Source organism: Polymorphobacter fuscus (assembly GCF_011927825.1).
Lineage (GTDB): Bacteria > Pseudomonadota > Alphaproteobacteria > Sphingomonadales > Sphingomonadaceae > Sandarakinorhabdus > Sandarakinorhabdus fusca.
In genome coordinates this window covers 366589-380089 of the sequence record NZ_JAATJI010000002.1, presented here as the reverse complement: position 1 = coordinate 380089, position 13501 = coordinate 366589, and the positions used below count along the sequence as shown (strand labels likewise).

Here is a 13501-nt window from a genome sequence, read left to right as displayed (position 1 = left end):
CAACAGCGGTTGAAGCCGGCTAGTGCTTGCGGCTGGCGCACCTATACGCAGGTTGAGGGTGCCCGGCGCATGGCAAGGCCGGCAACCGGCGCCGCGGGTCACCCCGCCAGCGGCAGCCGGATCTCGATATTGGCGCCGCCTTCGGGCGGGCGGGCGCCGACCCCGATGGTGCCGTCATGCGCCCGCACCGTCGACCGACAGATGGCGAGGCCCAGCCCCATGCCGTCCGACTTGGTCGTGAAGAAGGTGTCGAACGCCTTGTCGACAAGCGCGTCGGCAAACCCCGGCCCGCTGTCGCGAACCGCGATGACGGCATGGCCATCGGCGATGGCGGTGACGACGGTCACCCGTCGGTCCGCCGTCGATGCCATGGCCTGCTTGGCGTTGACGACAAGGTTGATGATGCACTGCTGCAGCAGCACCCGGTCGCCATGGACGACCGCCGTTGGCGCCGCGAGCCGCAGCGCGATGGCGACATCGTCGGCGGCCAGCTCGCGCTCGACCAGCTCGGCCGCGTGCGCCACCATGGCGTCGATCGCCACCGGCAGCCGCTCGGTGGGGGTGTTGGTCAGCAGGCCGCGCACGCGCTTGACGACTTCGCCGGCATGTTCGGCAGCCGCCATGACGTCTTCCAGCGCGGTGCGGGTCTCGCCCAGCGCCGGCGGGTCGCGCAGCAACCAGCGGCGCGCCGCGCCGGCGGAGGTGCGGATGGCCGACAGCGGCTGGTTGATTTCATGGGCGATCGATACCGACACTTCGCCGAGCGTCGCGGTGCGCATCGCCTGTTCCAGCTCCTCGCGCGCGGTATCGAGCGCGGCCTGCATGCGGTTGCGCTCGGTGACGTCGAAAATGCTCGCCTGGACGCGTTCGAGGCCGGTGCCGGCCGGCGGGAAGGTGAGCGCCACGATGACATCGAGGACATCGCCGGCCATGGTGCGGATCTGCGCCTGGGTCTCGAAGCGCGGCCGCCCTTCGGCGATGGCGACCATGCAGCCGCGAAAGCCGGCGTCCGAAGGCAGCACGAAATCATCGAGATAGCGGAACACCGCCTGTTTGTCGGGGGCGCGCATCATCGTCACCGCGGTTTCGTTGGCATCGGATATATGCACGCGCCGGCGGGTCGCGGCCACGATCTCCGGATGCGCTTCGAGATGGGCCGCCATGTCGGCGACGCCCTGGGCGCGCAGATCGTCGACGACGGCCTTGACCGGCCGCAGGTCATGTTCCCAGACGGCGACGGCGAGCGTATCGAAGATGGTGCGATAGCGGCTTTCACTGGCGACGAGCGCGGCATCGGCGGCCTTGCGGGCGGTGATGTCGGTATGGGTTTCAAGGATCGTCGAGATCGCCCCGTGCCGGTCGCGCTGCACCTGCCAGCGGGCATCGACGGTGACGATCCGGCCATCGTGGCAGCGCTGGTGGATCGCGCCGCGCCAGGCGCCCGCCGCGGCAAGCGCGATGTCCCGGCCAGCCGCGGCAAGCGCGGCATCTCGGTTACCCGCGGCAAGCGCCGAATCGCGGTCGGCGACGTCGAAGCGGCTGTCGAGAAGGGTCCGGGCGTCGCGCCCCAGCACCGCGTCGCCGGTCCAGCCGTACAGCCGCTCGGCCCCCCGGTTCCACAACAGGATCCGCCCTTCGGGCGTGCGCAGGATGATCGCATCATCGGTGACATCGAGCAGCCGGGCCTGGGCGCTGAGGATCAGCGTCGAAGCGATGTTGGCCAGCGTCAGCACCGCCGTCACCGCCAGCGCCGCCAGGCTGAAGATCAGCCGCAGCCATGCCGCGGCATCCGCCGACGCGCCATGGTTGCGCGCAAAGCTGGCAATGCCGAGCAGCATGCACGCGGCCGCCACGGCGATGATGCCGCGCCGCGCCAGCGCCCGGCCGGCCAGAAGGATGACGAGCACGTAGAGGACCGCGACGGCGCCGGTGATGTTGGTGAAAGTGTCGATCCAGAAAATGGTCGCCGCCAGCGCCGCCGCTGCCGCGCAGGTCAACACCCGCGCCGGCGTGTCGCCGCCGGTCACGTGCAGCGCCTCCGCCTGCCATCGCCCGACAAGGTTGCGATCGATCCCATGGGGTCGATCGACCGGTGCGTTCATGGTCTCCTCCAGCGGCGTAGTCCGTCGGCACCATGTCGTGCCGGGGAACAACGGTCGTTACGGTGCACGATCGCCGCTTGGCCGAACCGATGAAGGCTGACAATCCTCGAAGGCATCGCACGCGGGGGTCAGACGAGCGTGGCTGCCGGGTCGCTGGCCGGAAAGCTTTCTCGCCCGGCCTCGTCGATGGCCGCGTCGCGGGCGGCATTGGCGCGGCCGGCGGCAAGGTCGCCGGCGATGGAGGCGACGCGGCCACCTTGGAAGCGGGCGACCTCCAGGTCGTCGGCAGTCGGCGGCGTTGCTTCGTTCCACGACACCGACGACGCGCCATAGGGCGTGCCGGCGCGAAACAGCGCCGGATCGGCATAGCCGGTCGGCACGATGACCAGGCCCAGATGCGCCATCGGATTGAACAGCGACAGGATCGTGGCTTCATTGCCACCATGGACGGTCGACGAGGAGGTGAAGGCCGATCCGACCTTGCCGTTGAGCTTGCCCTGGAACCACAAGCCCCCCAGGCTGTCGATATAGGCCTTGAGCTCGGCAGCGACGCCGCCGAAGCGCGTCGGCGAGCCGAAGATGATGGCGTCGGCCCATTCGGCGTCGGCTTCGGTCGGCGCCGCATGGCGGGCGTTCATCGCCGCGGCCGCTTCCGCCCAGCCCGTTGCCAGTGCCATCGTTTCGGCGGACACGAACTCGCGGGCGCGGCGCAGGCGGACCTCGGCACCCTTGGCGGCGGCCCCGTCCGCGATCGCGCGGGCCAGCGCCTCGGTGACCCCGCTGCGCGAATAAAAGGCGATGAGAACCTTGGTCATGGTCTGCTCCCTGACTGGACGGATGGGTTGGAACGTCGGCTTGGCTGGATGCGTCGGGCGGATCATTCGGTCGCGCCGTTGTCGCCATCCTAAGCGGCAGCCAAAGCCCTGCCTTTGACGGAAACTGCGAATTTTGTCGGTCTCGGCGACATTCGCGTAGCGGCGCGGCGGTTCGGCGCGCGGGCAACGCCGGTGCGCGTCGATGGCCGGCGGCTGCCGCGCCAGCTGACGGACGATGATCCTGGGCAATCCCCGGCGGCGACGCCTGGAATTGACGCTTGCCGCCGGCTTTTGACGGGCAAGCCCGCAAACGGGCTGGACCCCGGCGGGCATCGTCTGCAAGATGCGACGATGCATCCCAAAATCCTGATTCTCCTGTCCTGTTGCGCCATGGTGACAGCCCTGCCGGCCGCCGCGGCCTCGCCCCAGGCCGAAGTGCGCAAGTGGCGACAGGCCAATGAACGCCAGATCCTGCAGGACTTCTCCACCATGCTGGCGATGCCCAATGTCGCCACGACGCTCCCCGACGTCGAAACCAATGCGACGGCGATCTCGGCCCTGCTGGCGAAGCGCGGCTTTCGCACCCAGCTGCTGCGCGCGGCGCCGGGCACCCCGCCCTCGATCTATGCCGAGCGGCTGACGCCGGGGGCGAAGCGGACGGTAGTGTTCTACGCGCATTACGACGGCCAGCCGATCAACCAGAAGGGCTGGCTGTCACCACCCTTCACCCCGACCCTGCGGACGGCGCCACCGGCCAGCGCCCCCGTCGGCGACCTGGCGTCCATCAAGGGACCGATCGATCCCGACTGGCGGATCTATGCCCGATCGGCGGGCGACGACAAGGCGCCAATCCAGGCGATGATCAGCGCGCTCGATGCCCTGAAGGCGAGCGGCATCGCGCCGACGGTGAACATCAAACTGCTGTACGAGGGGGAGGAGGAGCAGGGATCGCCGAACTTCCCCAAGATCGTTGCCCAGAATCTGGCGCTGCTGCGCGGTGACCTGCTGATCTTCGGTGACGGGCCGATGCACCAGTCCGGCCGCCAGCAGATCAACGGTGGCAACCGGGGCATCACCAGCTTTGCCGCCACGGTCTATGGCCCCAACAAGCCGCTGCACGATGGCCATTACGGCAGCTGGGCGCCCAGCCCCGCCGTCATGATCGCCGATTTCGTGATGAGTCTGCGCGACGATGCCGGCCACATCAAGATTTCCGGCTTCTACGACGACGTGGCCCCGGTGACCGCTGCCGAAAAGGCAGCGCTCGCGGCCATGCCGCCGGTGGAGCCCGAACTGAAGACCGCGCTCGGCCTTGGCCGCACCATCGGCCCGCCCCGCCTGGCCGATGGCTATCTGTCGCCAACGCTCAACGTGCGCGCCATCCATGCCGGCGATGATGGCCCCAACGCCGCCAACGCAATCGCCACCGAAGCCAGCGCCTCGGTCGATTTCCGGCTGACGCCCGGCCAGACCCCGGCGCGCGTCAAGGCGCTGACCGAAGCCTATCTGACCCGGCAGGGCTGGTTCATCGTGCGCGACACGCCCGATGCGGCGACGCGCCTTGCCCACCCCAAGGTGCTGCGCCTGAACTGGGATGACGGCGGCGCCGTCGCCACGATGACCCGGCTCGATACGCCGGCCGCGGTGGCGGTGGCGGGCTCGATCGGCCGCACAACGGGCGAAGACGTCATCAAGCTGCCGATCATGGGCGGCAGTTCGGCCTTCGCCGAGATCGTCGACCAGCTGAAAGTGCCGATGGTCGGCGTCAGCATCGCCAACTACGACGACAACCAGCACGCCCGGAACGAGAATCTGCGAATCGGCAATCTCTGGGATGGTATCGAAGTCTATGCCGGGTTGCTCGCCGACCTGACCTGGTAACGACACCGGGCGCGCGATCGCGCGCCCGGGCAAGTCACTCCGCCCGCTCCTTCACCATCGTCGACGCCGATATGCGAACCGGGATCGCCTTGTAGGCCGGGGTGTGGGCGTGCAGGTCATGGTGCTGAAGCGGCACCAGCGGCGTCGTTTCGGGAAAATAGGCGGCGCAGCTGCCGCGCGGGATGTCGTAGGGAACGATCTGCAGCCCGCGCACGACGCGGTGATGTCCGTCATCGATCGCGGTCGTCAGGTCGACAAGCTGTTCATCGGCAAAGCCCTGTGCCGCGATATCCGCCGCGTTCATGAAGACCACCATGCGCGTGCCCTTCACGCCGCGGAACCGGTCGTGATAGCCATAGATCGTGGTGTTGAACTGGTCGTTGCTGCGCACCGTGGTCAGCTGCAGCACGCCCTCGCCGCCATAGTTTTCGGTCGTGCCGGCGAACATGCCGGTCGGCACCAGGAAATTCGCCTTGCCGCTGCGGGTGTTCCATTTGCGCTCGCGGGCCGCCACCGGCCGGGTTATGCCCCCTGGGGTGAACATGCCGGCATCGAGCCCTTCAAAGGTTGCCGGCCAGGTTTTCTCGATGGCCTTGCGGATTTTCGAATAATCTTCCGTCCATTCGCGCCACGGCACCTTCGGGTTTTCGGGCAATGCGGCGACGGCGATATTGGCAATGATCGCGGGTTCGGACAACAGATCGGGGGACGCCGGCGTGACACGGCCCTTCGATCCGTGGAATTGCGCCAGGCTGCTTTCGATCGACACCGCCTGCGGGCCAGTCGCCTGCTGGTCGATCTCGATCCGGCCGAGGCACGGCAGCAGATACGACACTTCGCCATGGACGACATGGCTGCGGTTGAGCTTGGTGGCGATCGCCACGGTCAGGCGCAGCTTCTGCCACGCCGCCTCGACGCGCGGAATGTCGGGCACCGCGCGGGTGAAATTGCCGCCCAGCGCGATGAAGGCCTTGACCTTGCCGTCGATCATCGCCTCGCAGCCGGTCACCGTCGTATAGCCTTCGTGCCGCGGCGGTTCGAAGTCGTAAAGTTCCTTCAACCTGTCGAGCGGCGCCAGTTCGGGCTTTTCGGTGATCCCGACCGTGCGCTGGCCCTGGACGTTGGAATGGCCGCGCACCGGGCAGATCCCGGCGCCGGATTTGCCGATATTGCCGCGCAGCAGCAGCAGGTTGACCAGCATCTGGACGGTTTCGGTGCCATGGACGTGCTGGGTCAGGCCCATGCCGTAAATGCCCATGACCTTGTCGACCGCCGCATATTGGGTGGCCACCGCCTCGAGCTCGGCGCGCGAAAGCCGTGACACCTGCTCGATTTCCGCCCAGTCGGCAGCCCGGCAGTAATCGGCAAAGGCCGCGAACCCCTGGGTGTGTTCGGCGATGAAGTCATGATCGAGGACGCGCCGCGATGTCGCCGCCGCGGCACCGGCCTTGATGCTGAAGCCGCCGTCGTCCTCGGTTTCGGCCAGCAACGCCTCGCGGTCGGTCGGGCCGGCCTTGCCGACGCGCTCGCAGGCGTCGTCCATGTCCACCAGCGCCTTGCAGATGCCGGTCAGCGCGGCGATGTCGCCGCCGACCGCGACCTGCAGGATGGTATCCGAAATGACCGTCTCCCCCAGTGTCAGCATCTGCTTGGGAGATTGCGGGTCGGTGAACCGCTCCAGCCCGCGCTCACGCAGCGGGTTGATGCTGATGATGCTCGCACCGCGCTTCTTGGCGTCCTGAAACTGGTGCAGCATGCGCGGCGCGTTGGTCGCGACATTGTGGCCGAGATAGATCATCAGCTCGGTCGTCTCGAAATCCTGCAGCGTCACCGTGCCGACCGACACGCCGATGCTTTCCGGCAGCGCCACGCTGGTCGATTCATGGCACATGTTGGAACTGTCGGGCAGGTTGTTGGTGCCGTACAGCCGCGCCAGCAGCTGGAACATGTAGCTGGCTTCCAGGCTGGCGCGGCCGCTGGCGTAGAAGATCGTCTGGTCGGGATCGTCCTGCAAGGCCGCAAGTTCGGCCCCGATCTCGTCGAAGGCGGCGCGCCATGTCACCGGGCGATATTTGTCGGTTTCCGGATCCCAGCGCATGGGCATGGTCAACCGGCCGGCTTCCTCGAGGTCGTGGTCGCGGCAGTCGGCCAGCTCGGCCATCGTGTGCGTCTCGAAAAACGCCTGGTCGGTGCGCTTGCGGGTGACCTCCCACACCGTCGCCTTGGCGCCATTCTCGCAATATTCGAACGGTTGCGGTTCGGCCGGCTTGGCCCAGGCGCAAGACACGCACATGAAGCCGTCGGGCTTGTTCTGATGCCCCAGGGTCACAATGGCGTCGGGCACCTGTTCGGAGATCAGGTAACGACCGACCGATTCCAGCGAGCCATAGCCACCTGCCGGACCGTCATAATCCTCGATCTCGGGCTCGTCCTTGGGGCCGTTCATCCAAACCTCCTACGCGCTGCAAAAGACGTTTTCATCGCCCGGTCACCGCGGCCGGGGACGCAGATAGGCAAACCAATAGCCTGCCCCCACCGCGAACCCGCCGATGATGTTGCCGATTGTCACCGGAACGAGATTGCCGATGAATGCAGACGGCGTGACCGCTGCATATTGCGCCGCCGTCGCGCCGGTCATCGTCCAGAACCCGGGATCGGCGAACTGCTTCACGCCCCAGGCGAAGGGCAGGATGAACATGTTGGCAATCGAATGTTCCAGCCCGGCGGAGACGAAAGCCGTGATCGGGGGAATGATCACCAGGATCTTGTCGGCAGCGCTGCGCGCCCCGAACGAAAGCCAGACGGCGAGGCAGACCAGCATGTTGGCGAGGATGCCGCTCGCCAGCGCCGGGCCGAACGCCAGCTTCGCCTTGCCATCGGCCATTTCGAGCGCGGCGATACCGACGGCGCCGCCGCCCGCCATGTGCACGCCGGCAGCCACGACGATCGCGGCAACGATCAGCGACCCGGCGAAGTTGAAGCCATAGGCGAGACCCAGTGCGCGCAGCACCGCCGCCATCGCCACCTTGCCTTGCGCCCAGGCGACGATCAGCAGCGTGTTGCCGGTGAACAGCTCGGCGCCGGCCAGCAGCACCAGGATCAGCCCGAGCGAAAAGGCCAGGCCGGCCAGCAGTTGCGCCGCCCCGAATGCCGTGACTCCATCGGCGCCCGCCAGCGCCACGATCGCGAACAGGCCGCCAAAGCTGATATAGACGCCGGCAAGCAGCGCCAGGATCGCCAGCACGCCGAAATCGAGCTGCGCCTTGGCCTCCCCCTTCTCGCTTGCCTCGGCAGCGATCGCATCGGGCGCGCGCAGGTCGACACTTTCGGCGACCGCGGGGGCTGCTGCGTCCGGCATCAGCAAAAATCGCTGCGGGCAGACGAATCTGGCATGGCTGTCATCTCCCCGACGTCCCTGATGACCCGATGGGCAACGGCCCGGCGGTCGGCACCCATGGTATGGAAACCGACCGCGGCGCCGGGCGTTCCCGCCGGCGGCAGCGAATCGGCACCGCATTGCCGCGACACGGCCACCGGCAGACCGGACACCAGCATCGCGACGAGCCCGACCACGGCGGACGCGCGCGTCAGCCAGTCGAGCAGCGGCAGCGCCCCTGCCGGCGCCCGGAACACCAGGCGCGTCCACACGCCGATGACCGCGACGCTGCCCAGCCAGGCGGCGACCAGCAGCACGCGCTGCAGATCAACGGGACCGATATCGATTGCCCACCAGCCGCGGGCGCAGGCGAGGCCATGAACGCCGTAAAGCAGCGAAAACCCGGCCGCCCAACCCGCCAGCCCGGCGAGAACCCGCAGCAGCGCGATCATGCCAGCACCGCCGGCAGCTTGGTGGCGAGCAGCACGACCAACGTCGCCACGGCCGCATAATCCTGCCACATCGCCGCGATCCGTACTTCGGCCGTCCGCCGGTCGGACACATAGCCGGCCCCGACCCGCGCAAAGGCAAAGGCCGCGAGCAGCAGCGCCAGCGCGAGGTGGACCGCCGCATAAAGCATCAGCACCATGATCGTCGCGGCATAGGCATGGCCGGTCGGCGCCGGCATCCCGGTGGCGATTTCCAGCACCAGCAGCGCCAGCGCCGCGCCCTGCGCGGCCATCATCGTCGCCAGCGCAAGGCGCCGCACTGCGAGCGCTGCACCATCGGCAACCGCGCGGCGTGCCGCGAAGCTGGCCAGCGCCACCGCCACGACCGCAAGCGCCGCACCGACCACACCCGGGGACATCAGCTGCGGTGGCGGCCAGCCGCCGGCAATCGTCCACAGATAGGCATAGCCGAACAACAGGGTCGCGAACAAAGTCCCGTCGGCGACGACCGCGAAGACGCTGCCCCAATGCCCGGGTGAACCCGGCGCCTCGCCCTGGGTCGGCAGCGACACGCCGCAGCCCGCCGCCTGCGGGCCAAGGTCGGTCCGGCTGCCGAGCGTCCACGCCCAGCGCCACCCGCACGCCGCGACCGCCGCGAGGAACACCGGCGCCAGCCAGTAGATGCCGGCGAGGATCGACAGGAAGAACCCGCCGGTGAGGAACCCCATGACCAGCGGCAACAGCGTGTTGCCGGGCAGCAGCACGATATATTCGGGCCGGCCGGTCAGCATGTCGCCGCCCAGCGTCTCGCGCCAGCCGTGCCGGGGCTCCGCCAGATAGCCTTCGCCGCGGGCCAGCGATGTCGCCAGGCCCGGGCTGTCGGCGAGCGGATCATGGTCGGTGACCCGCGGCAGGCTGGCGAAATTATAGGTCGGCGGCGGCAGCAGCATGGCCCATTCGAGCGTTCCCGCCGCCCACAGGTTGCGCCGCGTCCGCCGGCCGAGGTAAATCTGCAGCGCCACATCGATGGCGAACAGCGCAAAACCGAACGCCATGACGAAGCTGCCGACCGACGACAGCAGATTATAGCCGGTCCAGCCCATCGTTTCGGGATAGCTGTAGATGCGCCGCGGCTGGCCGAGCAACCCGACCATGTGCATCATGAAGAAGGTCAGGTTGAAGCCGACGAAGATCAGCCAGAAAGCCGCCTCGCCGAGCCGCTTGACGGGCCGGCGGCCGGTGAAATGCGGCAGCCAATAGGCGGCGCCGGCGAGCATCGGGAAGATGAAGCCGCCGACCAGCACATAATGAAGATGTGCCGTGACGAACGCCGTATCATGCGCCTGCCAGTTGAACGGCACCATCGCCAGCATGACACCGGTCAGCCCGCCGATGATGAAGACGACGAAAAAGCCGAAGATATACAGCATCGGCAGCTTGAGGTCGGGCCGCCCCGACCACAGGGTGCCGATCCAGGCAAAGATCTGGATTCCCGTCGGGATGGCGACCAGTGCCGACGCGGCCGAAAAGAACCCCAGCGCCATGTGCGGAATGCCGGTCGTGAACATGTGGTGCACCCACAGCCCGAAGCTGAGGATCGCCAGCGCCAGGATCGCCGCGATGATCCACCCGTATCCCAGGATCCGAGTGCGCGCCATGACCGGCAGGACGGTGGAGACGACCCCCGCCGCAGGCAGGAAGATGATGTAGACTTCGGGGTGGCCGAATAGCCAGAACAGATGCTGCCACAGCAGTGGGTCACCGCCGCGATCGGGGTTGAAGAACGGCCAGTCAAAGGCGCGCTCCACCTCGAGCAGGATCGACCCCATGATCAGCGGCGGAAAGCCGATCAGCATCATCAACGCCGTGACGAGCATGTACCAGGCGAACAGCGGCATGCGGTCGATCCGCATGCCCGCCGTACGCAACTTCAGGATCGAAACGAGGATTTCGATCGCCGCTGCCATCGCCGACACTTCGACGAAAGTGACGCCGATCAGCCAGATATCCGCATTGATCCCGGGCGTGTAGACCTTGGACGACAGCGGCGTGTACATGAACCAGCCACCGTCCGGCGCCACCCCGAACAACAGGGCCAGGATCAGGATGGTGCCGCCGAACAGATAGCACCAGTAACCAAAGGCCGACAGGCGCGGAAACGCCATGTCGCGGCCGCCCAGCAGCTTGGGCAGCATGTAGAAGGCCAGCCCCTCGATCATCGGGATGGCGAACAGGAACATCATGATGCTGCCGTGCATCGTGAAGATCTGGTTGTAGACGGCGGGGCCGACGAACGCACTTCCCGGCGTCGCCAGCTGCGCGCGGATCAACATCGACAGCACGCCGCCGATGCAGAAGAACACGAAGGCCGTGATGATGAACCGCCGGCCGACATCGGTGTGGTTGACCGTTGCCAGCGCACCGCGCCAGCCGGGCCCGCGGTCCCAGATCGCATGAAGCGCCCGGTGGCGACGCAGCGCGGTCACGAGAGCGCCCCCGGCAAGGCCGCCCAGCCGGCCCGGTCGTGCGCGACCACCACGAAGCGGTTGCCGGTATGGCCAAGGCCGCAGAATTCGGCACACACGCCTTCATAGCGTCCCGGCTGTCGCGCCATCAGCCGCAGCCGGTTGGTCTTGCCGGGAATGGCGTCCATCTTGCCGGCCAGCATCGGCACCCAGAAACTGTGGATCACATCGTCGGATCGCACCACGACATCGATCGGCCGGCCCGCCGGAATGTGGAGAACACCGACAGTCTCGACGCTGCGCCCATCGGCCAGCGGCTGCCAAAAATGCCATTCCCATTGCCGCCCGGTCGCTGCGACTTCGACGACATCGGCGGCCGGGACGGCCTGGAGTTTCTCACCGACCACCAGACCATATAGCAGCAGGGCCATCAGCACCGTCGTCGGAAAGGCGATCCCCAGGCCCTTGATCCAGACGCGCACCGATGGATCGCCATGCGCCTTCGATCGATAAGCCAGGGCGAACAGGCCCATGGTGAACACGAAGATGGCGACCGCACCCGCCAGCATCACCCACCAGAGCGTCGCGATCGACGCCGCCGCCGGGCCGCCGGGCGCGAGCGTCGACAGGGGCCCGGCGCAGCCGGCAAGTCCGGGCGTGCAACAAAGTGCCAGCAGCATGCGTTGCGGGATCAACAAAGGAGTCCTCCGTGCCCGACAATATTCCGCCCCAGCTGATCGACCCGGTTCGCGCCCATGCCGATTTCGACAACACCTCGTCGAAGATCGCCATCGCCGGCCACCCGATCCACGCCATGCTGGTCGCGTTTCCCGTTGCGATGGCCTTTGGTGCGCTGGGTGCCGATGGCTTCTATTGGCTGACCGGCGATGTCTTCTGGGCGCGTGCCGGGCTGTGGGCATGCGGCATGGCGTTCATCTTCGGCGTGCTGGCGGGCATTGCCGGAACGGTCGAGCTGCTGGCCGTGCCGGGCATTCGCCGGCGCGCCGCAAGCTGGTCGCACTTCGTCTTTGCAATGATGCTGCTGTCCGTGCTCGGCGCCAACTGGGGCCTTCGCCTGGGCGGTTATGAACAGGCGGTTCTGCCCTGGGGCATATTGGTATCCGCCCTTGCGGTCGGCGCGACGGCCATCACCGGCTGGCACGGCGGCAAGCTGGTCTTCGATTATCACATCGGCACCGCATCAAGAGGCAATTGAAGCGCGAGCGGCTGCCTCAGCCAGCCCGGAACCAGGTCGAGCGAAATGTCCGGCTTGGCCAGCACGAGCAGCAGCGTGACCGCCATCAGGCCCAGCGCTGCGACGATGCGCGGCACGGCATAGCGCAGCCGCGCGTCGTTCGGCGTCTCGCCCACGGCAATGATGGCATGGCCGGTCAGGCCGTGCAGCCCGACCAGAAAGCCCACCGCGACCAGCTTGGCGAACATCCAGGGGACAAAGACGCCGGCGAGAAAGATCAACGCCGTCCCGGCACCGACCGCGATCACGGCCGCCGGCGTCACGACACCGATATAGGCATATTGCAGCGTCAACCGCAGTCGCGTGTATTCGGCCTGCGACTGGTCGCGATGGTCGCCGGCCAGCATGATCGGCAGCGCCAGCAGCCCGGCGCACCAGATGACAAGCGTCGCGATGTGGACGAACTTGAGCGCCACCAGCAGCGTCATGTCGCCGCCAGCCGCCAACCGCGCCGCGCCAGCACCGCGGCCGCGATGCCGTAAGGCAGCATCCCGGGAACCCACATGATCATTCCCGCCAGCTGCTGGTCGGCCAGCGGACCCAGGCCCCATGGCAGGGTCGATGCGAGGTGCGGCGCGTAAAGCGGCAGCGGTGCGAACGCCAGCAAGGCACCGAGCAGGCCCATCTGGGCCGTGGCACCGATCACTGCGATCAGCGCGCCCGCCGTCTCACCCGGCGAGAACACCGCGCGCCAGAACACCACCGCCGTCGCAAGGAGGCTCGCCTGCATCAGCCAGTAGAGGCCGGTATCGGCCAGCGCCGCCCCATAGAGCACAGGGATGTGCCAGGCCCAGAAGACCGCGGTCGCCAATAGGAAAGGTCCGCCGGTGGCGGCACGCCGGCCATGCGGAAACGCCAGCGCAAGCAGTGGCGCCGCCACAGTCACCAGCAGCAGGTGATGCAGGGCGCGTGCCGAGAACAGGGCTGTCGTGAGGCCGCACAACGGCGACACGAACAACAATGCGAGCACCGCAACGGCTGCAACAACCATCGTGCGGTGGGTCGCAGCGGCCAGCCGATAGCCGCCGACCAGCAACAGCGCCAGTCCGCCGATCACAAGGGGGTCGAAATTCCATTGCGCCAGCCAGTCCAGCGGGGTCGGCGGCGGGCCGCAATAGGCTGTCATCATGGGTCCCCGTCCGCGGCCGGATATTGCAC

The 13501-nt window shown here is 67.5% G+C and carries 11 protein-coding genes; 2 read left to right on the top strand and 9 right to left on the bottom strand.

Features of this window, described 5'->3' with window-relative positions:
* Positions 1-98 precede the first annotated feature (98 nt).
* Positions 99-2102 (bottom strand): PAS domain-containing sensor histidine kinase, encoded by a 2004-nt coding sequence (locus tag GGQ62_RS15095; RefSeq protein WP_152577928.1) that lies wholly within the window; start codon positions 2100-2102, stop codon positions 99-101.
* 128 nt (positions 2103-2230) lie between these two features.
* On the bottom strand, positions 2231-2917 hold the full coding sequence (gene wrbA, locus GGQ62_RS15090) for an NAD(P)H:quinone oxidoreductase (protein ID WP_152577929.1): 687 nt from the start codon (positions 2915-2917) through the stop codon (positions 2231-2233).
* A gap of 390 nt (positions 2918-3307) precedes the next feature.
* Between wrbA and GGQ62_RS15085 the strand changes: the two genes are divergently transcribed.
* Entirely contained in the window at positions 3308-4798 is a 1491-nt protein-coding gene (locus tag GGQ62_RS15085; RefSeq protein WP_167649698.1) for a M20/M25/M40 family metallo-hydrolase, read from the top strand.
* Between the two features lie 34 nt (positions 4799-4832).
* On the opposite strand, the gene GGQ62_RS15080 is transcribed toward GGQ62_RS15085, so the two are convergent.
* Genes GGQ62_RS15080 through GGQ62_RS15060 form a run of 5 tightly spaced genes read right to left on the bottom strand, consistent with a single transcriptional unit; the run spans position 4833 to position 11783 of the window.
* Positions 4833-7244, bottom strand: a complete 2412-nt coding sequence (locus tag GGQ62_RS15080) for an FdhF/YdeP family oxidoreductase (RefSeq protein ID WP_152577931.1) — start codon at positions 7242-7244, stop codon at positions 4833-4835.
* 42 nt (positions 7245-7286) lie between these two features.
* On the bottom strand, positions 7287-8156 hold the full coding sequence (locus GGQ62_RS15075) for a formate/nitrite transporter family protein (RefSeq protein ID WP_167649697.1): 870 nt from the start codon (positions 8154-8156) through the stop codon (positions 7287-7289).
* A complete protein-coding gene (locus GGQ62_RS16140) occupies positions 8156-8626 on the bottom strand; it encodes a hypothetical protein (RefSeq protein WP_194163376.1) in 471 nt (156 codons plus the stop codon). Before GGQ62_RS16140 ends, GGQ62_RS15075 begins: the two co-directional genes overlap by 1 nt.
* A complete protein-coding gene (gene ctaD, locus GGQ62_RS15065) occupies positions 8623-11109 on the bottom strand; it encodes a cytochrome c oxidase subunit I (RefSeq protein WP_152577933.1) in 2487 nt (828 codons plus the stop codon). Before ctaD ends, GGQ62_RS16140 begins: the two co-directional genes overlap by 4 nt.
* Positions 11106-11783 (bottom strand): cytochrome c oxidase subunit II, encoded by a 678-nt coding sequence (locus tag GGQ62_RS15060; protein ID WP_243446152.1) that lies wholly within the window; start codon positions 11781-11783, stop codon positions 11106-11108. The genes ctaD and GGQ62_RS15060 overlap by 4 nt, the downstream gene beginning before the upstream one ends.
* 14 nt (positions 11784-11797) lie before the next feature.
* On the opposite strand from GGQ62_RS15060, the gene GGQ62_RS15055 reads away from it, so the two are divergent.
* Positions 11798-12304 carry a DUF2231 domain-containing protein gene (locus GGQ62_RS15055; RefSeq protein WP_243446654.1) on the top strand — a complete coding sequence of 169 codons (507 nt, stop codon included), beginning with the start codon at positions 11798-11800 and terminating at the stop codon, positions 12302-12304.
* On the opposite strand, the gene GGQ62_RS15050 is transcribed toward GGQ62_RS15055, so the two are convergent.
* Both GGQ62_RS15050 and GGQ62_RS15045 read right to left on the bottom strand, forming a co-directional pair.
* A complete protein-coding gene (locus tag GGQ62_RS15050) occupies positions 12274-12771 on the bottom strand; it encodes a CopD family protein (RefSeq protein ID WP_152577934.1) in 498 nt (165 codons plus the stop codon). The genes GGQ62_RS15055 and GGQ62_RS15050 overlap by 31 nt on opposite strands.
* Positions 12768-13472: a cytochrome c oxidase assembly protein gene (locus tag GGQ62_RS15045; protein ID WP_152577935.1), complete on the bottom strand. Its 705-nt coding sequence runs from the start codon at positions 13470-13472 to the stop codon at positions 12768-12770. The genes GGQ62_RS15050 and GGQ62_RS15045 overlap by 4 nt, the downstream gene beginning before the upstream one ends.
* Positions 13473-13501 lie beyond the last annotated feature (29 nt).

Excerpts from the sequence above, each read along its gene's own strand:
- GGQ62_RS15075 (WP_167649697.1), bottom strand. The coding sequence starts at position 8,156 with ATGCCGGACGCAGCAGCCCCCGCGGTCGCCGAAAGTGTCGACCTGCGC.
- GGQ62_RS15045 (WP_152577935.1), bottom strand. The coding sequence starts at position 13,472 with ATGATGACAGCCTATTGCGGCCCGCCGCCGACCCCGCTGGACTGGCTG.
- wrbA (WP_152577929.1), bottom strand. The coding sequence starts at position 2,917 with ATGACCAAGGTTCTCATCGCCTTTTATTCGCGCAGCGGGGTCACCGAG.
- GGQ62_RS15080 (WP_152577931.1), bottom strand. The coding sequence starts at position 7,244 with ATGAACGGCCCCAAGGACGAGCCCGAGATCGAGGATTATGACGGTCCG.
- GGQ62_RS15095 (WP_152577928.1), bottom strand. The coding sequence starts at position 2,102 with ATGAACGCACCGGTCGATCGACCCCATGGGATCGATCGCAACCTTGTC.
- GGQ62_RS15050 (WP_152577934.1), bottom strand. The coding sequence starts at position 12,771 with ATGACGCTGCTGGTGGCGCTCAAGTTCGTCCACATCGCGACGCTTGTC.
- GGQ62_RS16140 (WP_194163376.1), bottom strand. The coding sequence starts at position 8,626 with ATGATCGCGCTGCTGCGGGTTCTCGCCGGGCTGGCGGGTTGGGCGGCC.
- GGQ62_RS15085 (WP_167649698.1), top strand. The coding sequence starts at position 3,308 with ATGGTGACAGCCCTGCCGGCCGCCGCGGCCTCGCCCCAGGCCGAAGTG.